This is a genomic window from Crossiella sp. SN42, assembly GCF_023897065.1.
Classification (GTDB): Bacteria; Actinomycetota; Actinomycetes; order Mycobacteriales; family Pseudonocardiaceae; genus Crossiella.
Genome location: NZ_JAMHIV010000019.1, coordinates 105,180 through 129,686, shown reverse-complemented (window position 1 = coordinate 129,686; position 24,507 = coordinate 105,180). Strand labels below are relative to the sequence as shown.

Genomic DNA, 24,507 nt, shown 5'->3' with positions numbered 1-24,507 from the left:
GCCGCGTCCGGTCGTAGCATGAGGGTCCAAGTCATCCACCGGAGTGGGGTTTTCCCACTTCAGCGCACAGTTGGGCAGGACACCAGTGACCTCCAGTGACATCCAGGCCGTCGGCACCGCGCGGGTCAAGCGCGGTATGGCCGAGATGCTCAAGGGCGGCGTGATCATGGACGTGGTCACCCCGGAGCAGGCCAAGATCGCCGAGGACGCCGGCGCCGTCGCGGTGATGGCCCTGGAGCGGGTCCCCGCCGACATCCGGGTGCAGGGCGGCGTGGCCCGGATGAGCGACCCCGACATGATCGACGGCATCATCTCCGCGGTGTCCATCCCGGTGATGGCCAAGGCCCGGATCGGCCACTTCGCCGAGGCCCAGGTGCTGCAGGCCATCGGCGTGGACTACATCGACGAGTCCGAGGTGCTGACCCCGGCCGACGAGGCCCACCACATCGACAAGTGGGACTTCACCGTGCCCTTCGTCTGCGGCGCGACCAACCTGGGTGAGGCGCTGCGCCGGATCAGCGAGGGCGCGGCCATGATCCGCTCCAAGGGCGAGGCCGGCACCGGCAACGTGGTCGAGGCGACCCGGCACATGCGCCAGATCCGCGCCGACATCAAGCGGCTGACCCTGCTCGACGAGCCGGAGCTCTTCGTCGCCGCCAAGGAGCTGCGCGCGCCGTACGAGCTGGTCAAGGAGATCGCCCAGCTGGGCAAGCTGCCGGTGGTGCTGTTCACCGCGGGCGGCATCGCCACCCCGGCGGACGCGGCGATGATGATGCAGCTGGGCGCCGAGGGCGTCTTCGTCGGCTCCGGCATCTTCAAGTCCGGCGACCCGGCCAAGCGCGCCGAGGCCATCGTCAAGGCCACCACCTTCCACGACGACCCCGACGTCATCGCCAAGGTCTCCCGCGGCCTGGGCGAGGCCATGGTCGGCATCAACATCTCCGACCTCCCGGACAACCAGCGCCTGGCCACCCGCGGCTGGTAGTCCTGCACGCAGGCCGCCCGTCCCCGCTCACCGGGGCGGGCGGTCACACGTGTTCCATGACCAGCACGAACGCCGTGCCCGGGGCCAGAGCCTCGTAGACGTGCGGGGCGTCGCCGGGGAAGGCCGCGTAGTCGCCGGGGTCCAGCTCCACCGCGGCCTCCGCCGGCCCGCAGCGCAGCCGCCCGGTGCTGACCACCGCGTGCTCGATCGAACCGGGGATGTGCGGGTCGGCCAGCCGCGCCTGCCCCGGCTCCATGGTGATCACGTAGATGTCCCGCCGCGCCCCCGGCGGGCAGGCCGAGAGCAGCGTGCCCACGAACGCCGCCTGCTCCGAGGCCACCCCCGGCCCCTCACCGGCCCGGATCACCCGCACCGGCACCCGCTGCGGCTCCACCAGGCGGGAGAACGGCACCCCTAGGGCCACGCCCAGCGCCCACAGCGTCTCCACGCTCGGGTTGCCGCTGGCCGACTCCAGCTGGGACAGCGTGGACTTGGCGATCCCGGCGCGTTTGGCCAGCTCGGTGAGGGTCAGCCCGGTGCGGTCGCGTTCCCGGCGCAGGTTGGCGGCGATGGTGCCCAGCGGGGCGCCGCCGGCACGGGAGTCGGCCATCGTGTTCGCTCCAGCGGTGGTGATATTCGCGTTGACGAACGCACCTTAGTGTGTTCAGTATAGGCGTCGATGCGTTCGATATGGCGAACACTCGATTCCGCGTTGATCCGCGATGTGAGTGCCGCCGCCCTGACCGGCGGCGTGATGGGGATGTCCTTCGGGGCGGTCGCGGTGACCTCCGGCATGTCCGTGTGGCTCACGGTGGCCATGTCCGTGCTGGTCTTCGCCGGCGGCGCCCAGTTCACCGCGGTCGGCGTGGCCGCCGCGGGCGCGGGCCCGGTGGCCACCGTGCTGGCCGGGCTGCTGGTCAACGCCCGGCTGCTGCCCTTCGGCCTGGCCGTGGGCGGGGTGTTCGGGCCGCGCTGGCCTGCCCGCCTGCTCGGCAGCTACCTGATGATCGACCAGTCGGTGGCCTTCGCACTGGCCCAGCGCGACCCCGAACGGGCCCGCGCGGTGTACTGGGCCTCCAGCCTGGCCGCCTTCCTCACCTGGAACACCGGCACCCTGCTCGGCGCGCTGCTCGGCGCCGCGGTGGGCGACCCGAAGGACTTCGGCCTGGACGCGGTGTTCCCGGCGGGCATGCTCGCGCTGATCCTGCCGCAGCTCTCGGAGAAGATCCCGCGCCGGGTGGCGCTGCTGGGCGGCCTGATCGCGGTGGGCACCGCGCCATTGCTGCCCCCCGGCCTGCCGGTGCTGCTGGGCCTGCTCGGCCTGGCCGCCGCCCTGCCCGTGCCGAAGTGGAAGCGGAGGACCGCATGACCCTGACCACCGTGCTGCTGCTGGCCGGCGGCACCTACGCCCTGCGCGCGGCGGGCCCGTTCCTGCGCGACCGCCTGGAGATCTCCGAGCGCCTGCAACGCGGACTGGCCCTGGCCGCGATCGCGCTGCTGTCCGCGCTGGTGCTCACCCAGGCCGTGCTGGACGGACAGGGCTTCGCCGGCTGGGCCCGACCAGCCGGCGTGCTGGTCGGGGCCGTGGCCGCGTGGCGGAAGCTGCCCTTCGTAGTGGTCGTGCTGCTCGCGGCGGGCACCGCCGCCGGACTCCGCCTGGCCGGAATTCCTTAGCGCCGCGGCATCTTCTGCGTCAGCTTGGTCTTGTTGGCCCCCGCCACCACGCACACCGCGGTCCGGTCGCCAGTGCGCCAGGAGGAGGCGGTCGGGTAGAAGTAGAAGATCTCCACCTTGGCCAGCTCGGCCTCCGGCAGCATCGCGGTCATCCGCTCATCGCACTCGGCCGCGATGTCATCGGTGATGGTCGCCTCGCCCGGGTAGGTCGAACCGCCCGCCATGTCCCAGCGGTCCATCACCTCGGCCTCGTGCGGGGAGCCGCAGGGCTGGGCGGTGACCGAGGAGATCGACTTGCTCTCCTTGATCCCGTCGAAGCAGTCGCCCACCTTCAGGTTGAGCACGGTCATCCGCCCAGACTCGGTGACCTGCCCGGCCTCGTTCCGCAGCGCCCTGGTGTTGATCGCGACCACCACCGCGAAGGTCAGCAGCAGCAGCCACGCGCTGCCCACCACCAGACCGGCGATGGCCAGCCCCTTGCCGTTGTCCCCGCGCTGCTTGATCTGGCGCAGCGAGATGATCCCGAAGATCACCGCCAGGATGTTGGTCAGGATGATCGGCAGGATGCCCAGCACCAGCGTGGCGATGGCGAAGCCGTTGGTGTTGGCGGGCTTGGGCGGCTGCGGATAACCGGGGTTCGGGTAACCCGGGTAGCCGGGCGGCGCCTCTGGCGGAGGCGGCGGCGCCGACGGGTAGAACTGCGCCGGAGAGGGCTGCTGACCCGGCTGGCCCTGCTGCTCCGGCTGCGGCTGATCTGTCACGGCCGGAACTGTCCACCAGTTCCGGCCGTTGAGGCAAACCGGATCCGGCTCACCGCACGAGGAACGGCACCGAACCGACGAACAGCAGCGGGATCAGGAACACCAGCAGGAACAGCCCCACCCACACGCAGCCGACGATCAGCCCGGCCAGCGCCATGCCGCGGCCCTCGTCGCCGGTGCGCTTGATCTGGTTCAGCGCGATCGCGCCGAAGATGATCCCGAGCAGCGGCAGCACGAAGAACGGGATGATCCCGCAGACCAGCGCGGCGACGGACAGGCCGTTGGTCTTGCGCTGCACCGGGTACGGCTGCTGGTAGCCGGGATAGCCCTGGTAACCCTGGTAGCCCTGCTGCTGTGCCGGGTAGCCGTACTCGGCCGGGTAGCCAGGCTGGACCGGATAGGCGGGCTGGGCCTGGAACTTGCCCGAGTCGTAGGACTGCGGGGCGGCCGGGTAGTACTGCGCGGGGTCCGGCGTGGCCGGATCTTGTGGTGCGGACACGGCGTGGACGGTATCCTGCGCGCCGCGCCCACACCCGCAAAACCCCGGGAACTCACCGGATCAGCCCCGCTCAGCCGTCCAGCACACCCCCGGCCGGGGGCACCGCGCCCTTGCGCACGTGCTCGAAGACCAGGTGCGTCTGCAACTGCGCGACCTCCTTGCGGGTGGTGAAGGAGTCCAGCACCAGCCGCTGCAGGTGCGTGGTGTCGGCCACCGCCACGTGCACCAGGAAGTCGTCGGGACCGGCCACGTGCGCCAGCGACACCGTCTCCGGCAGGGCCAGCGCGAAGTCGATGAACGGCTGCACGATCGCCCTGGTGTGCGGGCGCACCCGCACCGCGATCATCGCCTGCACCGGCCTGCCCAGCGCGGCCAGGTCCACCTCGGCCCGGTACCCGGTGAGCACCCCGCGCTCACGCAGCGCCCGGTGCCGGACCAGACAGGTCGAGGGCGCCAGGTTGACCCTGGCGGCCAGGTCCTTGTTCGGCAGCCGAGCGTCGTTCTGCAACTCCCGCACGATGGCCGCGTCCACCGCATCCAGCACGGACCTCACCCCACTTCGCCGAACAGGATTCGCAATCTAACCGGAGACACCGACGTGCGCGCCACGATTCCGGCCATGAGCGGTATCCGCACCCGCGCCGTGCACGCCGGCCGCCAGGAGCTGTCCTCCCTCGGCGTGCACGCGCTGCCGATCGACCTGTCCACCACCTACCCCCTGCCCGATGCCGGCCTCGGCGAACAGGCCCTGCTGGAACTGGCCGCCGGCGCGCCGGCCGCCGCCTCCCCGGTCTACGGCCGCCTGGTCAACCCGACCGTCTCCCGCTTCGAGCGAGCCCTGGCCGAGCTGGAAGGCCTGCCCGACGCGGTCGCCTTCGGCAGCGGCATGGCCGCGCTGGTGGCCACCGTGCAGGCCGCCTGCCTGGTCACCGGCCGCCGCCACGTGGTCGCGCTGCGCCCCCTCTACGGCGGCTCCGACCACCTGCTCAGCAGCGGCATCCTCGGCGTCGAGGTCACCTACACCGACGCCGCCGGGGTCGCCGCGGCCATCCGGCCGGACACCGGACTGGTCATCGCCGAGACCCCGGCCAACCCCACCCTGGACCTGGTCGACCTCGACGCGCTGGTCGCCGCGGCCTGCGGGGTGCCGGTGCTGGTGGACAACACCTTCGCCACCCCGGTGCTGCAGAACCCGGCCGCGCACGGCGCCACCTACGTGCTGCACTCGGCCACCAAGTACCTCGGCGGCCACGGCGACGCCATGGGCGGCATCGTGGCCGCCCCCGCCGAACAGGCCGCCGCGATCCGCGGCCTGCGGGTGGCCACCGGCGCGCTGCTGCACCCGATGTCGGCCTACCTGCTGCACCGCGGCCTGGCCACCCTGCCGCTGCGGGTGGAGGCCGCCCAGCGCACCGCCGCGGAGCTGGCCGCGCGGTTGACCGAGCATCCCGCGGTGGCCAAGGTCCACTATCCGGGACTGGCCGGTTCCGATCCGCACGGGGTGCTCGGCAGGCAGCTGCGCGGACCCGGCGCGATTCTGGCAATCGAGACATTCGAAGAATCGGATGCCCTGCTCTCCCGGCTCCGCCTCTTCACCCATGCGGTGAGCCTCGGTTCGGTCGATTCCCTGATCGAGCGACCGGCCGCGCTCACCCACCGCCTGGTAGCCGACGCCGACCGCCTGGCCTGCGGCATCAGCCCCCGCCTGCTCCGCCTCTCGATCGGCCTGGAAGACGTGGAGGATCTCTGGGGCGATCTCGTAGAGTCACTTGAGGTTCCCATAAGAATGAACGTGATCCCCATTACGTCGTAGCGATCCCTCTTCCAATGAGCACGGTGAGTAGGGATATCGTCCCCGGTTCAGAGGGCACCGGGGCCCCCGTTACGTGATTCCACCACGTGGGCGCCGGATATCTATGTAATCGAGGACAGAGAGGGGCGCCGCGTGGCTTCCGCGCCGGAGCTCGACACCAAGCTTGGCCAGCCAGACGACGACGGGTACGTCAAGTCGCTGTCCAACCGCCAGGTCCAGATGATCGCCATCGGCGGCGCCATCGGCGTCGGCCTGTTCCTGGGCGCGGGCGGCAGGCTGGCCTCCTCCGGGCCCGGCCTGGTGCTGGCCTACGCTGCCTGCGGCATCGCCGCGTTCTTCGTGATGCGCGCGCTGGGGGAGCTGGTCATGCACCGGCCCGCCGCGGGCAGCTTCGTGGAGTACGCCCGCGAGTTCGTCGGCCCGTGGGCCGGGTTCACCAGCGGCTGGATGTACTGGGTCAACTGGGCCATGACCGGTATCGCCGAGATCACCGCCGCGGCGATCTACGTGCACCGCTGGCTGCCGGACGTGCCGCAGTGGATCACCGCGCTGGTCGCGCTGGTGGTGCTGCTGGCGGTCAACCTGCTGTCGGTGAAGCTGTTCGGCGAGCTGGAGTTCTGGTTCTCCGTCATCAAGGTGCTGGCGATCATCGTCTTCCTGTTCACCGGCCTGGCGCTGGTGCTGACCTCCGCCGACGTCGGCGGGGTGACCGCCAGCGTGTCCAACCTGACCGCGAACCAGGGCTTCCTGCCCAACGGCGTCGGCGTGGTGCTGATGAGCCTGCAGGCGGTGATCTTCGCCTACTCCGCGATCGAGATGGTCGGCATCGCCGCCGGTGAGACCAAGGACCCGAAGAAGGTCCTGCCCAAGGCCATCAACGGCGTGGTCTGGCGGATCGGCATCTTCTACGTCGGCTCGGTGCTGCTGCTGGCCATGGTGCTGCCCTGGACGCTGTACTCCGGCGCGGAGAGCCCCTTCGTCACCGTCTTCTCCCGCCTGGGCATCCCGGCCGCCGGCGACGTGATGAACGCGGTCGTGCTCACCGCCGCGCTGTCCTCCTGCAACTCCGGCCTCTACTCCACCGGCCGCATCCTGCGCTCGCTGGCGCAGAAGGGCGAGGCCCCGGCGTTCACCGGCAAGATGTCCGCCCGGCACGTGCCCTACGGCGGCATCCTGTTCACCGGCGTGGTCTACCTCTTCGGCGTGGTGCTGAACTACCTGGTGCCCAAGGAGGCCTTCGACATCGCCATCGCGGTGGCCAGCCTCGGCGTGATCACCACCTGGATCACCCTGCTGTACTGCCAGATCAAGCTGCGCCGCAAGGCCGACAAGGGCGAGCTGCCGCGCAGCACGTTCCGGATGCCCGGCGCGCCCTACACCGGCTGGCTGAGCATCGCCTTCCTGGCCATGGTGCTGGTGCTGATGGCCTTCACCGAGGGCCCGGAACGCATCGCGTTCTACTCGATGCCGGTCATCGCGGTGGTGCTGTTCGTGGGCTGGAAGCTGGTCAGCAGGCGCAACCGCGAGCTGGGCGGCCCGGCCAAGCAGAGCACCCCGGTTCGGGAGCCGATCGCGGGCGAATAAGCTGGTAGACCCAGCAACGACGGTTCCAGCAGTTCGGAGTGCGCAGTGTCGGCAGCCCAGCCCGTGGTCGGAGTGCTCGCCCTGCAGGGTGACGTGCGAGAGCACCTGGTGGCCCTGGCCGAATGCGATGTGCTCGCCCGCCCGGTCCGCCGGGCGGAAGAGCTGGCGCAGGTGCACGGGCTGGTCATCCCCGGTGGCGAGTCCACCACGATGAGCCGCCTGCTCGCCACCTTCGAGCTGCTGGAACCGCTGCGCCTGCGGTTGAAGGAGGGCCTGCCCGCCTTCGGCTCCTGTGCTGGCATGATCATGCTCGCCAGCACGGTGCTCGACGGTCGCGAGGACCAGCACCAGCTCGGCGCCGTGGACATGGTGGTCCGGCGCAACGCCTTCGGCCGCCAGGTCGACTCCTTCGAGGCCGACCTCGCGGTCAAGGGCGTCGAGGGCGACCCGGTGCGCGCGGTGTTCATCCGGGCCCCGTGGGTGGAGTCCGTCGGCGACGAGGTGGAGGTGCTCGCCACCGTGCCGGAGGTCCCGGAGTCGGGGGCGGCCGCCGGTAGGATCGTCGCCGTTCGACAGGGACGCGTGCTGGCAACCGCGTTCCACCCGGAACTGACCGGCGACGGGCGGGTGCACCGCCTGTTCGCGGACACCGTGCGCGCGGCCTGAGAAGCTGTGGGGGAACGCGTCCCGGTGCAGAGAGCGACGGAGGAGAGATGAGCGGCCACTCCAAGTGGGCCACCACGAAGCACAAGAAGGCCGCCCTCGACGCCAAGCGCGGCAAGCTGTTCGCGAAGCTGATCAAGAACATCGAGGTCGCCGCGCGGACCGGAGGGGGTGACCCCGAGGGCAACCCGACCCTGTTCGACGCCATCCAGAAGGCGAAGAAGAGCTCGGTCCCCTCGGACAACATCGAGCGCGCCCGCAAGCGCGGCGGCGGCGAAGAGGCCGGCGGCGCCGACTGGCAGACCATCATGTACGAGGGCTACGGCCCCAGCGGCGTGGCGGTCCTGGTCGAGTGCCTCACCGACAACCGCAACCGCGCCGCCAGCGAGGTCCGCGTCGCCATGACCCGCAACGGCGGCAACATGGCCGACCCCGGCTCGGTGTCCTACCTGTTCACCCGCAAGGGCGTCATCATCGTCCCGAAGAACGACATGACCGAGGACGACGTCCTGCTGGCCGTCCTGGACGCAGGAGCCGAAGAGGTCAACGACCTGGGCGAGAGCTTCGAGATCGTCTCCGAGGCAAGCGACATGGTCGCGGTCCGCACCGCCCTCCAGGCCGCGGGCATCGACTACGACTCAGCCGACGCCAACTTCCTCCCCGCCACCACCGTCCCCCTCGACGCCGAAGGCGCCCGCAAGGTCTTCCGCCTCATCGACGCCCTGGAAGACTGCGACGACGTCCAAAACGTCTACGCCAACTTCGACGTCAGCGACGACGTAATGGCCGAGGTAGACGCCTAGCCAATACCGCAAAAACCGCAACAAGAACAACGCAAACAATTCGCCGCTCCCGTCTCGCGCAAGCGAGGCGGGAGCGGCGAATTGCTAATACGCCCCAATCAAACGCAGAACCCCCCGCTCAACCCAATCCGCCCCCGTCAACCCACCCCCAACGGTGGCCGCGACCAGCAGCTCCCCACCAAAGCGACGGTGGATTGTGTGATTTTGTTTGGGGGGAGGCCATCCCATAAGCTAGCCCAGCGATTGGGCAGGCCACACCGCCTGCCCCTTCAGCCCAATCCGGGATGGCCTAGGGGCCCCAAACCAAATCACACAATCCACCGCCAACCAGCGTCTCCCCAGCGACCCAGCAACCAACGACCCAGCGGCCCAAATTAGGCCAAACGGCCCAACAACCCACCCCACCCGCACCCCCACCCCGCAGGCACAATTACCGCCATGCCGCCCCTGGAAACCGCCGACGACCAGCTCCGCCGCGAACTCCTCGCCAGCGCCGAACAACACGGCGCCGCCGTGGTCCACATCCCCGAGGAAGAGGGCGCGGCCAACTTCGCCCTCTCCGTCGGCGCCTGGCGCCGCTTCGGCGCCCCCGAGGCCGTCGTCATCGGCCTGCCGGAGGAGGCGGCCACCCACGTCATCGGCGTCTACGTCGACCGTATCTCCCGCGGCGAGCGCTTCCCGCTGGGCAAGGTCTACAACGACTTCCTCCCCGGCTGCCTGGTCACCTTCGAGAAGGTGCACCTGGGCTACTACCCGGAGTTCTTCGGCTTCGTCTTCCTCTTCCACCCCCAGGGCAACTTCCCGGCGATGCAGATCATCGTCACCACCCCCGAGGGCCACTGGCCGTGGCAGGAGGACGCCCCGGCCGGCTTCTTCGAGTGGCAGCCGGTGCTCACCGACTCGGGATACCCCGAAAGTTGGACCTCCGGCGCGGACGGTCCCTGACTGTCGCCCCCTCGTGCGAACATATGTTCGAACGAGCCACCGGGAGGGCAGGACCATGTGCGACATGTGCAACGGCGCCACTGCGGAAGACATCCGCCGCGACCTGCTGAAACACGTCGCCGAACACGACTATGCCACGATCGCGGTAGCCGCTGACCACGACCAGCTGACCGGCCTGCGCGTCCCCGGCTGCCACTACACCCTCGGCCTGTGGGCCCTGCGCCGCACCCCAGAGGTCATCGTCATCGGCGCCCCGGACCACCACGGCCGGGACCTGGTCCGCCAGTACGCCGAACGCACCGCGGCGGGGGAGCGCTTCGCCCCCGGCTACCGCTACGACGGCTTCATCGACGGCTACCAGGTGACGTTCGAACAGGTCGCCCACCAGCACTACCCGGACTGGCTGACCTCCGCCGGCGCCCTCTACCCCGACGCCGACTTCCCTGCCCTGCAACTGCTGTGGCCCAAACACGACCACGCCTGGCCCTGGCAGACCGGCTGCTACCGCTTCCGCCGAGCCCAGCCCGTCCTCACCGCCAGCGGCGCCCCCGAAAGCTGGCTCCCCGGCGTGAACGGCCCATGACCAAGTTCCACATCGCCCCCCTGCACCCCAACCACGCAGGCGAACTCCTCACCCTGCAGTACGCGGCGTTCGTCCCCGAGGCCCAGCGCTACCGAGAACCCTTCATCCCCCCACTGACCGACACGCTGCCCCAACTCCAGTCCCTCATCACCGACCCCCACACCCCCACCCTGGGCGCCTGGTCCGGCCCCCGCCTCATCGGCGCCATCCGCGGCCTGATCACCGGCGACCGAATGGAGATCGCCCGCCTGGCCGTAGCCCCCGACCGCCAAGGCGAAGGCATAGGCACCAGCCTCCTCACCACCCTGGAACAAACCACCCCACCCACAGTCCGCACCCTCTGGCTAGCCACCGGCACCGCCAGCACCGCGACCATCTCCCTGTACGAACGCCACGGCTACACCCGAGTAGCCGAACGCCCAGACCGCGCAGGCATCCCGCTCACAATCCTGGAAAAACCCCACAACCAAACCCGCACGTAACCCCACCGCCCAGCCAAACCCCCACGCCACCCAGCCCGCCCCCAGCGCGCTCTGGCAAAGCCGCGCCCCCGGGCGAAGCCTCGCACCCCGGCAACCCCCGCGCCCCGGCGAAGCCTCGCGCCTCGGCAACCTCCGCGTCCTGGCAACCTCCGCGCCCTGGCAACCTCCGCGTCCTGGCAACCTCCGCGCCCCGGACGACCTCACGCGCCCTGGCGGCACCTCCGGCCACCCCGGCAACGCACCCGCCGCATCCCGGCAAAACCCCGCCCGCCACCAAAACCCCTGGCGGCCCCAGCCACGCGCTCTCAGGCGCCTCCGACGAAGCCCGCGCCCCCGCGAAGCCCCTCGCGAACCCCAGCGAAACCCGCGCTCCCCAGCAAAACCCCCCGCCAAGCCCCTGGCCTAGCGATTCCCGAGCACCCGCTCCACCACGATCTCCAACACCACCCGCTCCGGACTCTCCTTGGGCTGCCGATACCGCCGCGCATACCGCGCCACCGCCACCGCCACGGACTCGGCGTCATCCCGCAGCACGGCCCGCCCCTCCAGCGTCGACCAGTGCGCCCCCTCGAACTGGCACACCGCCACCGCCAGCCCCGTCACCCCAGCGCCGGCCACCAGCCGCGCCTTCACCGAGTGCCGGCGGGTGATCACCCGGGCAAGTCCACGCTCGAAGTCCACGGTCACCCCGACCGGCACCACGTGCGGCCGCCCATCCGGCCGCACCGACGTGAGCGAGGCAAGCCGCCGCTCCGTCCAGAACTCCACGAACTCCTGGCCCCGGCCCACCAGATCAACACTCACCCACCGAGCCTATGCGCGCCGCCCGCCCCGCCCCGCCGCACCCCGGACCGCCCGCGCGCCACGCCCAGCCGCCCCGAAACATCCCCTGCCCGACCATGCCAGGCTGCCCGTGCCGTGCCGTGCCGTGCCGTGCCGTGCCGTGCCGTGCCCGTCGCTCCGAGCCCAGCCACCCGAGCCCAGCCACCCGAGCCCAGCCACCCGAGCCCAGCCACCCGCGCGCTGCCGACCCACGCCACTCCGAGCCCAGCCGCGACGCCCTGAACCCAGCTGCGCCGCTCCGAGCCGACCCGCGACGCTCCGAGTCCTGCCGTCCGGCCTCTCTGACCAGGGCGAACCCCGGCCGGCCCGATCCGTACTCGCTCAGGCTCGCCCGCGCTGGCCCGCTGTTTCCCCCGCCCGCGCCTCCGCTTCCTCTGCGGAACGCTTTTCAAGCCGAAAAGGTTGCTTTCCGTCTTGATCTTCGGCTCCTGGAGCGTGACCGGGCCTGACCGATCGCCGCAAACCGAGACTAACCCGCCGCGATCCGCAAGCCTCGCCTACCCGCTGCCAGCCCCAGCGCGAACCGCCCGCGAGCCCGCCACCACCCGCGAGCCCGCCGCCCGACTGGTCCACACCCGCCGCCGCCCCCCTCGCCTGCAAACCCACCCCACCGCATGCGCCCCAAGGCAGCCGCCCAGCCAGCCGCACGCCCAGCGAACCTGCCGCCCGCTCACGAGCCCGCCCGCCGCGCACCCGCCCCCACACCCTCTGCCCGCACACCCGCCCCCCGGCGAGCCCCCGCTCAGCAGACCTTCCCCTCCGTCGAATCCTTCCGGCACCGCAACAACGCAGTCGCCGCCGCCACCCCCGCCTCCGTCGCCAGCCGGGGCTCCGCCGGTGACTCGATCATGCTCGCCACCGCCGCCGCGAAGAACACATCCCCCGCACCCGTCGTGTCCACCGCCTCGATCGCCGTCGCCCCCACCGCGCCCGAGGTGCCGTTGTGCCAGAACTGCGCGCCCGCGGGTCCCTGGGTTTCCGCGCGCAGGGACTGGGGTCTGGTGCGGTCGCGTAACGGGCGGGGGGCGACCGCGCGTTCCAGGAACAGTCTTTCCCTGGTGGAGAAGGTCAGCACCGAGGCTCGGGACAACAGGCGGTGGACCAGGCCGCCGGGGTAGGCGTCCGGGTCGTCCTTGACGGTCCAGGCCAGGTGTTGTTCTGGGCGGAGCAGGTCCAGGACCTCGGCCGTCACCGGGCGGGGGCCGACGAGGAGGCAGACCCAGTCGCTGTCGGCGATGACCGCGCGCTGGGTTTCGGTCAGGGAGTCGGGGACCGGTTCGCCGGGGTCGTAGACGGTGACGACCTGTTCGTCGGGGGCGTAGAACAGGAAGTTCGACGGGGTGCGGTCGCCGCTCTGGTCCACGCCGGAGACGTCCACGCCCCAGGCGGCGAGCCGTTCGGTGTAGGCCGCGCCGAAGGTGTCCTGGCCTACCCAGGTGACCGCGCGGACGTCGTGGCCCGCGTTGGTCAGGCCCTCGGCGGCGTAGGTGATGCCGCCCAGGTGGGGCCAGGGGTGGGACAGGCGGCGGCGGACCAGGGTGGTGCCGGTCGCGGCCAGGAACGGGTCGGTCTCCATGGCGTGGTCGACACTGGCGTAGCCGATCACCGCTACTCGCGGCACGTGTACTCCCGGCGGGGCTTCGTGACGGTGGACGTTTCAACGTAGCGTGCCGCCGTTTCCGGGGTTCACCGATTCCCCCGGACTTCGCTTTTCCTGATGCCGCCTTGCCCGTGCGCGCGGTCAGCTCCGCCCGAACCGCCACCAGCGCCGGGCCGGGCGGTCGTAGTGCGCCCGCGCGGCGGCCAGCGCGGACTCGTAGGAGTGCTCGGCCAGGCTGAAGACGAACACGGTGTCCTCGCGCACCAGGTACTGCACCGGCCCGCCCCAGCCGCCGGAGGTGTGCACCAGCAGCCACTCCTCATACGGCGAGAAGTGCCAGCCGGCGAAGCTGTCCGCGGTGTCGGTGGACCAGCCCAGCGGCGCGGCCCGGCTGGCGTGCCGGGCCAGCGCGACGCAGGCCCGGCGTTTGACCTCCGGGTCGATCTCGGTCACGGCCGGACCACCCTGGCCAGGAAGTACGGCGCGCCGGTGCCCTGGTGCCGCACCAGGAACAGGAACGGCCGGTCCACCCGGATCTCCAGTGGCGGCGGGGGTTCCAGCTCCAGGGACACCGTCCCCACCATCATCGCGGTCACCGCCGCGCCTTCCAGGCCGTTCTCGTCGACCTCCAGGACCGCCTGGTGCAGCGCCGCGGTGACCGCGACCCGTTCCGCGGTGAGCCCGCCCAGGTCGGCGTCCTCGCTGAACACCGTGCGCACGCCCAGCTTTTCCAGGGGCGCGGCCAGCTCCACCCGCGACTCGACCCGGAACCGCGGCAGGTACAGCTCGATCTGCCGGAACTCCCCAGGCCCGGTCAGCTCCGCCAGCAGCGCCGCGTCCAGGGGCGTCTGGTCCAGGTCGCCGTCGGGCAGCAGCACCACGGCTTCGACGCCGCCGTCGGCGGGCAGCGCCACCGACTGCCAGCCGCCCGCGGCCACGTGCTTGGACTTCCCGGCCCGGCTCATCGTCGGCACCGCGACCGTGCCCTCCGGCGCGTGGAAGGGCAGGTCCTCGGTCGCCCCGTCCCGGAACGGCAGGTTCCAGCCGACCTTGAGGTAGAGCGCGTTCACCAGCGCCACCACGGTCTCCGGGGTGATCGCCCCCTGCGGCACCGCCTCCGCGATCAACCCCCTGGTCGTCTCGGCGACATCGGCGTTGATCACCCCGCGGGCGGAGTCCGGGTCGGCCCGCAGCGCCAGCTCGCGCACCGCGGCCCCCGGCCAGCCGCCCAGGGACTCGGTGAGCTCCGGCCGCACCGTGACCTCGCGGTCCACCCACAGCGTGTTGGCCACCGCGAGCTCCCCGGCCCACAGCTGCCCGGCCTCACCGAACCGGGCGGCCAGCTCGGCGGGATCTCCTACCAGCGCAACGATTTCCGCCCGTCCGGGCCCCCGCGCGGCCTCGGCGAGCAGGCCGAGCGCGGTGGCCACGGAGTAGGGGGAGGAGCAGGCGTTGTCGGATCCGGTCAGCGCCCGATGCAGGGCCAGCGTGAACTCGTGCACCTTGCCCACGCTAGCCGGGACAGAGGGTGCCCGCGGGTCACGGCAGGCGGATGGACAGGGTGTGGTGGAAGACGTTCCTCGGGTCCCACTTCGCCTTGACCTGCTGCAACCGGGGGTAGTTGCCCTTGTAGAACAGCTCGTGCCACGGCACGCCGGAGGTGTTCCACGCCGGGTCGGCCATGTCGATGTCCGGGTAGTTGATGTAGCAGCCGTCGTTGGCCGCGTTCGGCACGGGCACGCCGCCGGTGTCGGCGTAGAGCTCGCGGAAGTACTCGCGGAGGCGGCGGATCTCGGTCTCCTCGTCCTTGGGGTCGGGCCAGTAGGTGATGAAGGTGGCCTTGAGGATGGAGTCCCGCTGCGCCATCGCGGTGGCCGAGGGGGCAACGGTGTTGACCTTGCCGCCGAAGGACAACAGCCACAGCAGCGGCGGGGGCGTGGTGCCCTCGGGGGCCTTCGTCGCGGTGATGTGCCGGTAGGAGATCCGGGCCTGCTCGTCGGTGTAGCGCTTGCGCAGGTAGGCCGACTTCTGCTTGTACCGCCCCGACTCCTGGTTGGTGCCCGAGGACAGCGCGCTGGTCAGCCAGGTCTGGCGTTCCGGCGGGGTGACGAACACGCCCTTGTCCACCCCGGCGGTGACCGCGGCGAAGTAGTCGGCCAGGAGCTTCTCCGCGTTCGGCACCCCGGTGTCGATCTGGCCGGTGATGATGAAGCCGCCCGGGTTCGCGCCCTCGACCGGGCCGGGCACCAGGAACGCCGACCACAGGCCGGCGTAGGGGGAGTCCGGGGCGCTGTGGCGCTCCAGGAACTCGCCGTAGTTGCGCATCAGCCGGACGAAGCGGTCCTCGTCGATGTCCTTCCAGCCGCAGATCGCCACGCTGGTCACCACCTCCGCCGGCGGGCGCGGCAGCAGCTTGGTCGGATCGTCGCCCTTGGCCTTGGGGTCGCGCATCCAGTAGCGGGTGACCACGCCGAAGTTGCCGCCGCCGCCACCGGTGTGCGCCCACCACAGCTCGCGGTTGGGGTCGCCGGGCTCGCGGGTGGCCACCACCGCGCGGGCGGTGCCGTCCTTGTCCACCACCACGACCTCCACCGCGTACAGGTAGTCCACGGTCACGCCCAGCCGCCGGGACTGCGGGCCGTAGCCGCCGCCCTGGATGTGCCCGCCCACGCCGACCTCGCCGCACTCCCCGCCGGGCAGCGTCACGCCCCAGCCCAGGTACAGCGTCTTGTACACCTCGCGCAGGGTCGCGCCCGCCTCGATGGCGAAGGCGCCGCGGCGCTGGTCGAAGTACACGTCGTTGAACTGGGACAGGTCGATGATGACCTGCGCGCCCTCGCCCACGGAGTTCTCGCAGGAGTGGCCGCCGCCGCGCACGGTGATCCGCTTGCCCGCGCGCACCGCCTCCTGCACCGCGCGCACCACCTGCTCGGTCGAGCCGACCAGCTGGAAGGCCTCCGGCGCGGGGCGGAACCGGGTGTTCACGCCCTTGATCTGCAAGTCCCGGTAGCGCGGGTCGCCGGGACGCACGGTCACCGGGCCCAGCGGCGGATGACCGGCCCCGGCCGCCGCCTCGGGCGCCGCCGAGGCCACACCGGAGGTGACCGCCAGCCCGCCCAGGGCCGCGGTCCCGGCCAGGAAGCCGCGCCTGCTGACATCATTCATTCCAGAACCCCCAAGAGATTCAATGCGATCGCATTGCGAAACCGACGGTACCCACTCCGGCGGGTGACTGTCCACGTTTTCGCGTGTCACCCACCCGGGTAAGTCGCTCGACCTCTAGGGTTCGAACGAGTGTTCGCCAGGTGATCGGGAGTTGGTCTGCGTGCGCGTGCTGGGAGTGGACCCCGGCCTGACCCGCTGCGGCATCGCCGTGGTCGACGGCGGCACCGGCCGCACCGTCCGCGCGGTCGCCGTGGACGTGGTCCGCACCCCGGTCGACGCCCCCCTGGCGGTGCGGCTGCTGCAGATCGCCGACGCCGCCGAGCTGTGGCTGGAGCGCTACCGGCCAGACGTCATCGCGGTGGAACGGGTCTTCAGCCAGCACAACGTGCGCACCGCCATGGGCACCGCCCAGGCCGGCGGGGTGATCGCGCTGTGCGCGGCCCGGCGCGACCTGCCGGTGGCCTTCCACACCCCCAGCGAGATGAAGGCCGCGCTCACCGGCTCCGGCCGCGCGGACAAGGCCCAGGTCACCGCCATGGTCACCAAGGTGCTCGGGCTGACCGAGGCGCCCAAGCCCGCCGACGCCGCCGACGCCCTCGGCCTGGCCATCTGCCACATCTGGCGCGCGCCCATGCAGTCCAGGCTGGCCGAGGCCCAGGCCAGGGCCGCCCAACTCGCCCAGGCGCACAAGGCCCGGCTCGCCGCCGCGGCCAGGACGGCGGCCAAGCCCGCCCGGACAAGGAACAAGTGATCACGTGATTTCCTCGGTACGCGGCCAGGTGCTCTCCATCAGCCTCGACCACGTCGTCATCGAGGTCGGCGGCGTCGGCCTGGCCGTGCGCACCACCCCCGCCACCCTGGCCACCCTGCGCCGCGGTGAGGAAGCCCGGCTGTCCACCACGCTGGTCGTGCGCGAGGACTCCCTCACCCTCTTCGGCTTCGCCACCGACGAGGCCCGCGAGCTCTTCGGCCTGCTGCAGACCGTCACCGGCGTCGGCCCCAAGCTCGCGCTGGCCGTGCTCGCCGTGCTGGAGCCGGACAAGCTGTGCGCCGCGCTGGCCGAGGGCAACCTCACCGTGCTCACCCAGGTCCCCGGCGTCGGCCGCAAGGGCGCCGAGCGCCTGGTCATCGAGCTGCGGGACAAGGTCGGCGCGCTGATCCCCAGCAGCAGCCCCGAACTGCCCGGCCAGGACCACGACCACGTGCGCGCCCAGGTGGTGGAAGCCTTGCTGGGACTGGGCTTCCCGGCCAAACAGGCCGAGGGCGCGGTGGAGGCGGTGCTCGCCGACGGCGGCGGGGACACCGCCACCGTGCTGCGCAAGGCCCTGGCCGGACTCGGGCGCAAGAAGTAGGGGAGCGCGGTGTACGAAGACGACGCGGTGTTCGTGGGCGAGACCGAGGAGGACACCCCCCTCTCGCCCTACGCAGGCACCGGCGAACGCGAGGACGAGACCGGGCTGCGGCCGAGGAACCTGACCGAGTTCGTCGGCCAGGGCCGGGTCCGCGAACAGCTCGAACTGGTCCTCGGCGGCGCCATGCGGCGCGGCTCCCCACCCGACCACGTGCTGCTCTCCGGCCCGCCCGGACTCGGCAAGACCAGCCTCGCCATGATCATCGCCGCCGAGCTGGGCGCCGCGCTGCGGATCACCTCCGGCCCCGCCCTGGAACGCGCCGGCGACCTGGCCGCGATGCTGTCCAACCTGGCCGAGGGCGACGTGCTGTTCATCGACGAGATCCACCGCATCGCCCGCCCCGCCGAGGAGATGCTCTACCTGGCCATGGAGGACTTCCGGGTGGACGTGGTGGTCGGCAAGGGCCCCGGCGCCACCAGCATCCCCCTGGACATCGCCCCGTTCACCCTGGTCGGCGCCACCACCCGGTCCGGCTCGCTGACCGGCCCGCTGCGCGACCGCTTCGGCTTCACCGCGCACATGGAGTTCTACGTCCCCGGCGAGCTGGAGCTCATCCTCAAACGCTCCGCGAGCATCCTCGGCGTCGACCTGCGCCCCGACGGCGCGGTGGAGATCGCCGGGCGCTCCCGCGGCACCCCGCGCATCGCCAACCGGCTGCTGCGCCGGGTCCGCGACTACGCCGAGGTCCGCGCCGACGGGGCCGTGACCAGGGACATCGCCATGGCCGCGCTCCAGGTCTACGACGTCGACGAGCTCGGCCTGGACCGCCTGGATCGTGCCGTTCTGGGTGCTTTGGTGCGGTCGTTTGGAGGCGGCCCGGTCGGGGTGTCTACCCTGGCCGTGGCGGTGGGTGAGGAGCCGACCACCGTCGAGGAGGTCTGCGAGCCGTACCTGGTGCGGGCCGGCATGCTCGCGCGAACACCGCGCGGGCGGGTCGCTACCGTGTCCGCGTGGCGCCACCTCGGGCTCGAACCCCCGCCCCAGGCTCCCGGCGAGTGACACCTGGCACACTCGTACCCGCATACCCGAACAAAACCGGATGTCAGGCCACCAGGGCCGGCCTCCGCCGAACGGAGAATGATGGACCCGTCATTTATCTTCCCGCTCCTCATTGTCGGGCTCGGGGTCATGATGTTCCTGAGCGTCCGCAAGCAGAAGAGGGCCATCCAGGAACAGCAGTCGCTGCAGAGCTCGCTCGCGCCTGGTGACCGGGTCATGACTACCTCCGGTCTGTACGCGACGGTGGTCGACGCCGAGGACGACACCACCATCAAGCTGGAGATCGCCCCCGGGGTGACCACCGAGTGGGTGCGCGCCGCGGTGCGCGAGAAGGTCAAGGACCTGCATGACGAGGAGGAGCTCGAGGTCGACGAGGACGAGCTTCCCGTGACTCCCGCCGCCGACAAGACGGCGGCCGACAAGTCCAACGAGAGCAAGGCCGAGGTCGCCCCGCCCCTTGAGCAGGGCAAGAACAACCGGTAAGACGCTAACGCCAGGATTTACTGGCGCGCTAGGCTCTGGCGCCCCCGCGTGCAGCGTGGCGGGGGCGCACCGCCCTGCCTCGCCCGATGCGGACAGAGCGGTCCACATCCACTGACCATCGGCAACGGGTCCACCGCACGGCCCCGTTGGCTTGAGGAGACCGACGTACCGTGGCACCTCCGGCTGGGCATGTACGCCCGTGGCGAAACCTCGCCGCCTTCGGACTGATCGTTGTCGTGCTGTACTCGCTGGTGTTCTTCACCGGTGACGGGCAGGCCAAGCCGAAGCTGGGCATCGACCTGCAGGGCGGCACGCGGGTCACGCTGACCGCGCGGTCGGAGTCCGGCGCCCCGCCTTCCGCGGAGTCGCTCAACCTCGCCCGCGAGATCATCGACCGCCGCGTCAACGGCTCCGGCATCTCCGGCGCCGAGGTCGTGCAGGACGGCACCAACCTGGTCATCACGGTCCCCGGCAACAACCCGGACGAGGCCCGCAGCCTGGGCCGCACCGCGGTGCTCGGCTTCCGCGCGGTCATCGGCGCGGTCCCGGCGACCAACCAGCCCGCGCCCGGCAACCAGACCGGCGGCTCCACCCCGCCGACCTCCGCGCCCGGCGCCGGCACCGGCACGCCGACCTCCGCGCCGAAGCCGCAGGGCCGGGTCGCCCCCGCCCAGCAGCCCGCCGGCTCCACCCAGCCGAGCAGCTCCTCCGCCGCGCCGCCCAGCAGCGCGCCCAGCCAGCCCAAGGCCGGTCCCGAAGCCATCAAGCAGGCCAAGCAGCTCCGCCAGAACCCGGCGCTGCTGAGCGACCAGCAGGCCCAGCAGATCGCCCTGGCCACCCTGGACTGCAAGGCCGCCGACCCACTCACCGGCCTGGACGACCCGAAGCTGCCCCTGGTCACCTGTGACGAGAAGGGCACCGAGAAGCTGATCCTGGGCCCGGTGTTCCTCGACGGCAAGCAGATCTCCGACGCCAGCGCGCAGGCCAACTCCCAGGGCCCCGGCTTCGTGGTCACCCTGAACTTCCACGGCGACGGCGTGAAGACCTGGGCCGACTTCACCTCCAAGAACGTCGGCAAGCGCGCGGCGTTCGTGCTCGACACCAAGGTCGTCTCCGCGCCCTCGATCAACGAGGCCATCGTCGGCGGCAGCACCCAGATCACCGGCCAGTTCACCCAGAACGAGGCCCAGCAGCTGGCCAACGCGCTCAAGTACGGCTCGCTGCCGCTGAACTTCGAGCAGTCGGAGTTCGAGACCGTCTCGGCCACCCTCGGCCTGGCCTCGCTGCAGGCCGGTCTCATCGCCGGCGCCATCGGCCTGGCCCTGGTGCTGCTGTACTGCCTGTTCTACTACCGGGCGCTGGGCATCCTCACCGCGCTGTCCCTGGTGCTCACCGGCCTGGTCGTCTTCGCGGTGCTGGTGCTGCTGGGCCGCTGGGTCGGCTTCACCCTGGACCTGGCCGGCGTGGCCGGGTTCATCATCGCCATCGGCATCACCGCCGACTCCTTCATCGTCTTCTTCGAAAGACTCAAGGACGAGGTGCGCGAGGGCCGCAGCTTCCGCTCCGCGGTGCCCCGCTCCTGGGTCCGCGCCCGCCGCACCATCCTCTCCGCCGACGCGGTCAGCTTCCTGGCCGCCGCGGTGCTCTACATCCTGGCCGTCGGCCAGGTCAAGGGCTTCGCCTTCACCCTGGGCATGTCCACCGTGCTCGACCTGGTGATCGTGTTCCTGGTGACCCACCCGCTGGTCGCGCTGGCCTCGCACTCCAAGTTCCTCTCCCGCCCCGGCCTGTCCGGGCTCGGCGAGGCACAGCGGTTCAACGCGACCTACCGCAAGGCCGCCCCGGCCGGCGCAGCCGTGAAGGAGGCCTGAGATGGCTGAACAGAACGAGAGCGGAGCCGTGGTGGCCCCCGACCTGGAAAGCACCCAGCGACCGAAGAAGAAGGAAGCCTTCTTCACCCGGCTCTACCTGGGCAACGGCGCGCTGGACATCGTCGGCAAGCGCAAGGTCTGGTACATCGCCACCACGCTGCTGTTCCTGATCTGCCTCGGCTCGATGGTGTTCAAGGGCTTCGAGCTGGGCATCGACTTCAAGGGCGGCACCAAGCTGTCCATGCCGACCTCCAGCGTCAGCGGCCCGGCCATCACCGACCAGCAGGTCAAGGACGTCTACCAGCAGACCCTGGGCAAGGAAGCCGCCTCGGTGCAGACCGCGGGCACCGGCACCAGCCAGACCATCCAGATCCGCTCCGAGGCGCTCAACGCCGAGCAGGTCACCAAGCTGCGCGACGCGCTGTTCACCCAGCTCAAGCCCAAGGACGTGAACGGGCAGAGCGTGCCGACGGTGATCAGCGACAGCGCCGTCTCCGGCTCCTGGGGCGGGGAGATCACCAACCAGGCGATCATCGCCCTGGCGGTGTTCCTGGTGCTGGTCACGCTGTTCCTGATCTTCTACTTCGAGAAGTGGATGGCGCTGAGCGCGCTGGCCGCGCTGGCCTTCGACCTCATCGTCACCGCGGGCGTGTACTCCATCGTCGGCTTCGAGGTCACCCCGGCCACGGTGATCGGCCTGCTCACCATCCTCGGCTTCTCGCTCTATGACACGGTGGTCGTCTTCGACAAGGTCAAGGAGAACACCCGCGGCCTGCTCGGGTTGACCCGGCGCACCTACGCCGAGGCCACCAACCTGGCGGTCAACCAGACCCTGGTGCGCTCGCTGAACACCTCGCTGATCGCGGTGCTGCCGGTGTTCGCGCTGCTGGCCATCGGCGTCGGCCTGCTCGGCGTGGGCACGCTCAAGGACCTCGCGCTGGTGCAGATGACCGGCATGATCTCCGGTGTCTTCTCCTCGATCTTCCTGGCCTCGCCGCTGCTGGTGACGCTGAAGCTGACCGAGCCGAAGTACCAGCAGCAGGCCCAGCGGGTCGCCGCGCGCCGGGCCAACCTGGCCCGCAAGGCCGAGGCGGCCGCCGCGGGCGAGACCTTCGAGCCGACCGACGAGGACAGCCTGGACGCCGAGCTGCGCCGCGAGCAGGCGATCAGCGCGGCCTCCGCCGTGCCCGGCCGCACCGCCAAGGCCAGCGACGCCCGCCGCGCCGCGCCCAAGGCCCGCCCGACCGGTAAGCGCGGCCGGTGACCGGAGCACAGCAGCCCGACCTCGCCGAGGCCACCCGTGGCGTCGGCGAGGCCATGGCGCAGGCCCAGCAGGCCGTGGTCAAGCAGCTGACCCTGGCCGGTGACCTCGAGGGCGCGCTGGACCTGATCAGGGACGTCCCCGACTTCCCGCAGCCCGGCGTGCTCTTCCGCGACCTCACCCCGATGCTGGCCGATCCGAAGGCACTCGGCGCTCTGGTCTACGGCCTGGCCGCGGCCTGCCCGCAGGCCGAGGTGGTGGCCGGCGTCGAGGCTCGCGGGTTCCTGCTGGCCGCCCCGGTGGCCTACGGCTGCGGCGTCGGCGTGGTCCCGGTCCGCAAAGCCGGGAAACTGCCCTCGGTCGCGGCCAAGGTCAGCTACCAGCTCGAGTACGGCACCGCCGAGCTGGAGCTCGCCGAAGGCGCCATCCGGCCCGGCCAGCGGGTCGCGGTCATCGACGACGTGCTCGCCACCGGCGGCACCGCCGCGGCCACCTGCCAGCTGATCGAGCAGGCCGGGGGAGTGGTCGCCGGGATCGTGGTGGTCCTGGAGATCGCCGCCCTCAACGGCCGCGCCGCCCTGGAGGGCTACCAGGTCACGGCACTTCGCACCGTCTGAACCAGACCAACCACACCAGCGGCGTCAGGGCTTCCCTGGCGCCGCCGGCGTGTGTCCGTGCCGTGACAGCCTGGAATCAGTGCACCTAAAGACAATTCCAAGGTCCCTCGTTCGGGCTAATCTGGAGATCTGTGGCACACCGAGCCGAGCCGCCACCGCCCGGCCACCACACCAACGGGGGATTCACTATGAACTCAACCGTCGTACGTCGAGTTGGCAGCGTGTTCACCGCCGCGATCGCCACCACCGCCCTGCTGTTCGTCCTCGGCGCGACCGAGAGCAAAGCGGGAGCCAGCGGCTGGTGCAAGGACGCCGGCCAGGCCCTCACGGCACTGGCCACCGACATCTGCCGGCGCTGACCACGCGGACGCCGACCGCCACCCGGCGTCCGCGCACCTGAGCAGCCCCGTCGCGCACCAGCGCGGCGGGGCTGCTCTCTTCGGTGGTGCCCCGCGCCCTACCGCCCTGGTTACGGTGCCTCGTGGCTCACTCACTGACACGCAGAACACTGGTGCTGCTGGCCGTCGGCCTCAGCGCCGCCCTCGGGCTCGGCACCGCCACCGCGGCCGCCGGACCCGCGCACGACCGTCCCTTCGTCGCCGGCGCCTTCGGCCACGAACCGGTCCTGGAGATCCCCTCCGCGGTCACCCCGTCCGCCACCCTGGACGTGCGCACCGCCATCCCCGGCCGCGGCCCGGCCGCCATGAAGGGCGAGATCCTCTTCGCGCACTACCTGCTCAAGGTGTGGCGCAACAACAAGCTCGTCGAGCACTCCTACGGCGGGACCGCGCCCTTCGACGTGCCCCTGGGTGTCGGCAAGCTGATCAAGGGCTGGGACCAGGGCCTGCTCGGCGTGCGCGCGGGCAGCCGGGTCGTGCTGACCGTGCCGCCGGACTGGGGCTACGGCCCGCGCGGCGGTATCCCGGAGGCGGGCATCCTCAAGGACGACACCCTGGTCTTCGTCGTCGACGTCTACGGCACCTACCAGAGCGCCGCCTCCGCCGTGGGCAAGCCCGGCCGCCCCTACGACACCCGGCGGCTGCCCTCGGTCGAACGCGTCGACGGCCGCCAGCCCGCCATCACCATCCCCGCGGCGCAGCCGCCGCGGTGGCCGGAGTCCCGCACCCTGGTCGAAGGCCGCGGCCCCCGGGTCTGGCCGGGGCAGACCGCGATCGTCCAGCACACCACCGTGGCCTGGCGCACCGGCGAGGTCGTCGACTCCTCCTGGCGAAAGGGCAAGCCCGCCGCCTTCACCCTGCGTCCCGGCAAGACCCCTGACGGCCTGATCGCCGGACTCTCCGGGGTCCGCGCCGGCAGCCGGGTGCTCCTGGTCGTCCCGCCCGCCCAGGGCCAGACCGACACGCTGGTACACGTGGTGGACGTGCTCGCCGCCCACTGACCGGGTGCGGTTCCGGTCGCCGGTGCACACGCACGGTGACCGGGACCGCACACACGGCGAAAAAT

28 protein-coding genes are annotated in these 24,507 nt (G+C 71.3%); 19 read left to right on the top strand and 9 right to left on the bottom strand.

Features of this window, described 5'->3' with window-relative positions; translation table 11 throughout:
- Positions 1 to 85: 85 nt before the first annotated feature.
- Positions 86 to 985: a pyridoxal 5'-phosphate synthase lyase subunit PdxS gene (gene pdxS / locus M8C13_RS23405; protein WP_308202851.1), complete on the top strand. Its 900-nt coding sequence runs from the start codon at positions 86 to 88 to the stop codon at positions 983 to 985.
- Between the two features lie 43 nt (positions 986 to 1,028).
- Here pdxS and M8C13_RS23400 read toward each other — a convergent pair whose 3' ends face one another.
- Positions 1,029 to 1,595, bottom strand: a complete 567-nt coding sequence (locus tag M8C13_RS23400) for a helix-turn-helix domain-containing protein (protein ID WP_252482809.1) — start codon at positions 1,593 to 1,595, stop codon at positions 1,029 to 1,031.
- Positions 1,596 to 1,709: 114 nt separating this feature from the next.
- Here M8C13_RS23400 and M8C13_RS23395 point away from each other — a divergent pair, with 114 nt between their 5' ends.
- Both M8C13_RS23395 and M8C13_RS23390 read left to right on the top strand, forming a co-directional pair.
- Entirely contained in the window at positions 1,710 to 2,354 is a 645-nt protein-coding gene (locus M8C13_RS23395) for an AzlC family ABC transporter permease (protein ID WP_308202850.1), read from the top strand.
- On the top strand, positions 2,351 to 2,659 hold the full coding sequence (locus tag M8C13_RS23390) for an AzlD domain-containing protein (RefSeq protein ID WP_252482807.1): 309 nt from the start codon (positions 2,351 to 2,353) through the stop codon (positions 2,657 to 2,659). The genes M8C13_RS23395 and M8C13_RS23390 overlap by 4 nt, the downstream gene beginning before the upstream one ends.
- On the opposite strand, the gene M8C13_RS23385 is transcribed toward M8C13_RS23390, so the two are convergent.
- The 3 genes from M8C13_RS23385 to M8C13_RS23375 all read right to left on the bottom strand — a co-directional run bounded on the left by M8C13_RS23385 (position 2,656) and on the right by M8C13_RS23375 (position 4,463).
- Entirely contained in the window at positions 2,656 to 3,420 is a 765-nt protein-coding gene (locus M8C13_RS23385) for a DUF4190 domain-containing protein (RefSeq protein ID WP_252482806.1), read from the bottom strand. The genes M8C13_RS23390 and M8C13_RS23385 overlap by 4 nt on opposite strands.
- 49 nt (positions 3,421 to 3,469) lie before the next feature.
- The gene (locus M8C13_RS45515) at positions 3,470 to 3,919 is read right to left on the bottom strand and encodes a DUF4190 domain-containing protein (RefSeq protein WP_308202849.1); all 450 of its coding nucleotides are present in this window, start codon (positions 3,917 to 3,919) and stop codon (positions 3,470 to 3,472) included.
- Positions 3,920 to 3,989: 70 nt separating this feature from the next.
- Complete coding sequence (locus M8C13_RS23375; protein ID WP_374213124.1) at positions 3,990 to 4,463, bottom strand: Lrp/AsnC family transcriptional regulator; 474 nt, start codon at positions 4,461 to 4,463, stop codon at positions 3,990 to 3,992.
- A gap of 75 nt (positions 4,464 to 4,538) precedes the next feature.
- Between M8C13_RS23375 and M8C13_RS23370 the strand changes: the two genes are divergently transcribed.
- The 7 genes from M8C13_RS23370 (at position 4,539) to M8C13_RS23340 (ending at position 10,792) form a co-directional block, all read left to right on the top strand.
- A complete protein-coding gene (locus tag M8C13_RS23370; RefSeq protein WP_252482804.1) occupies positions 4,539 to 5,732 on the top strand; it encodes a PLP-dependent aspartate aminotransferase family protein in 1,194 nt (397 codons plus the stop codon).
- 219 nt (positions 5,733 to 5,951) lie between these two features.
- Positions 5,952 to 7,316, top strand: coding sequence for an amino acid permease (locus M8C13_RS23365; RefSeq protein ID WP_252482884.1), 1,365 nt, complete (start codon positions 5,952 to 5,954; stop codon positions 7,314 to 7,316).
- Between the two features lie 45 nt (positions 7,317 to 7,361).
- Positions 7,362 to 7,982 carry a pyridoxal 5'-phosphate synthase glutaminase subunit PdxT gene (gene pdxT, locus M8C13_RS23360; protein WP_252482803.1) on the top strand — a complete coding sequence of 207 codons (621 nt, stop codon included), beginning with the start codon at positions 7,362 to 7,364 and terminating at the stop codon, positions 7,980 to 7,982.
- Positions 7,983 to 8,029: 47 nt separating this feature from the next.
- Complete coding sequence (locus M8C13_RS23355; protein ID WP_252482802.1) at positions 8,030 to 8,782, top strand: YebC/PmpR family DNA-binding transcriptional regulator; 753 nt, start codon at positions 8,030 to 8,032, stop codon at positions 8,780 to 8,782.
- A gap of 438 nt (positions 8,783 to 9,220) precedes the next feature.
- Entirely contained in the window at positions 9,221 to 9,727 is a 507-nt protein-coding gene (locus M8C13_RS23350) for a DUF4262 domain-containing protein (protein WP_252482801.1), read from the top strand.
- Between the two features lie 64 nt (positions 9,728 to 9,791).
- Positions 9,792 to 10,310 (top strand): DUF4262 domain-containing protein, encoded by a 519-nt coding sequence (locus M8C13_RS23345; protein ID WP_252482800.1) that lies wholly within the window; start codon positions 9,792 to 9,794, stop codon positions 10,308 to 10,310.
- Positions 10,307 to 10,792 carry a GNAT family N-acetyltransferase gene (locus tag M8C13_RS23340; protein WP_252482799.1) on the top strand — a complete coding sequence of 162 codons (486 nt, stop codon included), beginning with the start codon at positions 10,307 to 10,309 and terminating at the stop codon, positions 10,790 to 10,792. The genes M8C13_RS23345 and M8C13_RS23340 overlap by 4 nt, the downstream gene beginning before the upstream one ends.
- Before the next feature lie 402 nt (positions 10,793 to 11,194).
- Here the strand turns inward: M8C13_RS23340 and M8C13_RS23335 are convergent, their stop codons facing one another.
- From M8C13_RS23335 to M8C13_RS23315, 5 genes are all read right to left on the bottom strand, one after another.
- Positions 11,195 to 11,596, bottom strand: a complete 402-nt coding sequence (locus M8C13_RS23335) for a pyridoxamine 5'-phosphate oxidase family protein (protein ID WP_252482798.1) — start codon at positions 11,594 to 11,596, stop codon at positions 11,195 to 11,197.
- A gap of 781 nt (positions 11,597 to 12,377) precedes the next feature.
- Positions 12,378 to 13,256, bottom strand: coding sequence for a PfkB family carbohydrate kinase (locus tag M8C13_RS23330; protein WP_252482797.1), 879 nt, complete (start codon positions 13,254 to 13,256; stop codon positions 12,378 to 12,380).
- A 120-nt stretch (positions 13,257 to 13,376) separates the two neighbouring features.
- Positions 13,377 to 13,688 carry a hypothetical protein gene (locus M8C13_RS23325; RefSeq protein WP_252482796.1) on the bottom strand — a complete coding sequence of 104 codons (312 nt, stop codon included), beginning with the start codon at positions 13,686 to 13,688 and terminating at the stop codon, positions 13,377 to 13,379.
- Positions 13,685 to 14,737 (bottom strand): serpin family protein, encoded by a 1,053-nt coding sequence (locus M8C13_RS23320; RefSeq protein ID WP_308202847.1) that lies wholly within the window; start codon positions 14,735 to 14,737, stop codon positions 13,685 to 13,687. The genes M8C13_RS23325 and M8C13_RS23320 overlap by 4 nt, the downstream gene beginning before the upstream one ends.
- Positions 14,738 to 14,774: 37 nt before the next feature.
- The gene (locus tag M8C13_RS23315) at positions 14,775 to 16,400 is read right to left on the bottom strand and encodes an FAD-binding oxidoreductase (protein WP_252482794.1); all 1,626 of its coding nucleotides are present in this window, start codon (positions 16,398 to 16,400) and stop codon (positions 14,775 to 14,777) included.
- 160 nt (positions 16,401 to 16,560) lie between these two features.
- On the opposite strand from M8C13_RS23315, the gene ruvC reads away from it, so the two are divergent.
- From ruvC to M8C13_RS23270, 9 genes are all read left to right on the top strand, one after another.
- Entirely contained in the window at positions 16,561 to 17,151 is a 591-nt protein-coding gene (gene ruvC / locus M8C13_RS23310; protein ID WP_252482793.1) for a crossover junction endodeoxyribonuclease RuvC, read from the top strand.
- Positions 17,152 to 17,155: 4 nt separating this feature from the next.
- Positions 17,156 to 17,752: a Holliday junction branch migration protein RuvA gene (gene ruvA, locus M8C13_RS23305; RefSeq protein WP_252482792.1), complete on the top strand. Its 597-nt coding sequence runs from the start codon at positions 17,156 to 17,158 to the stop codon at positions 17,750 to 17,752.
- Between the two features lie 27 nt (positions 17,753 to 17,779).
- The gene (gene ruvB, locus M8C13_RS23300) at positions 17,780 to 18,811 is read left to right on the top strand and encodes a Holliday junction branch migration DNA helicase RuvB (protein WP_252482883.1); all 1,032 of its coding nucleotides are present in this window, start codon (positions 17,780 to 17,782) and stop codon (positions 18,809 to 18,811) included.
- A 129-nt stretch (positions 18,812 to 18,940) separates the two neighbouring features.
- Positions 18,941 to 19,294 carry a preprotein translocase subunit YajC gene (yajC, locus tag M8C13_RS23295; protein ID WP_374213122.1) on the top strand — a complete coding sequence of 118 codons (354 nt, stop codon included), beginning with the start codon at positions 18,941 to 18,943 and terminating at the stop codon, positions 19,292 to 19,294.
- 170 nt (positions 19,295 to 19,464) lie between these two features.
- Positions 19,465 to 21,165, top strand: coding sequence for a protein translocase subunit SecD (gene secD / locus M8C13_RS23290; RefSeq protein ID WP_252482790.1), 1,701 nt, complete (start codon positions 19,465 to 19,467; stop codon positions 21,163 to 21,165).
- A gap of 1 nt (position 21,166) precedes the next feature.
- Positions 21,167 to 22,429 (top strand): protein translocase subunit SecF, encoded by a 1,263-nt coding sequence (gene secF / locus M8C13_RS23285; RefSeq protein ID WP_252482789.1) that lies wholly within the window; start codon positions 21,167 to 21,169, stop codon positions 22,427 to 22,429.
- Between the two features lie 53 nt (positions 22,430 to 22,482).
- Entirely contained in the window at positions 22,483 to 23,043 is a 561-nt protein-coding gene (locus M8C13_RS23280; protein ID WP_252482882.1) for an adenine phosphoribosyltransferase, read from the top strand.
- A gap of 188 nt (positions 23,044 to 23,231) precedes the next feature.
- A complete protein-coding gene (locus M8C13_RS23275; protein ID WP_252482788.1) occupies positions 23,232 to 23,402 on the top strand; it encodes a hypothetical protein in 171 nt (56 codons plus the stop codon).
- A gap of 122 nt (positions 23,403 to 23,524) precedes the next feature.
- Positions 23,525 to 24,442 (top strand): FKBP-type peptidyl-prolyl cis-trans isomerase, encoded by a 918-nt coding sequence (locus M8C13_RS23270; RefSeq protein WP_252482787.1) that lies wholly within the window; start codon positions 23,525 to 23,527, stop codon positions 24,440 to 24,442.
- The last annotated feature ends 65 nt before the right edge of the window (positions 24,443 to 24,507 follow it).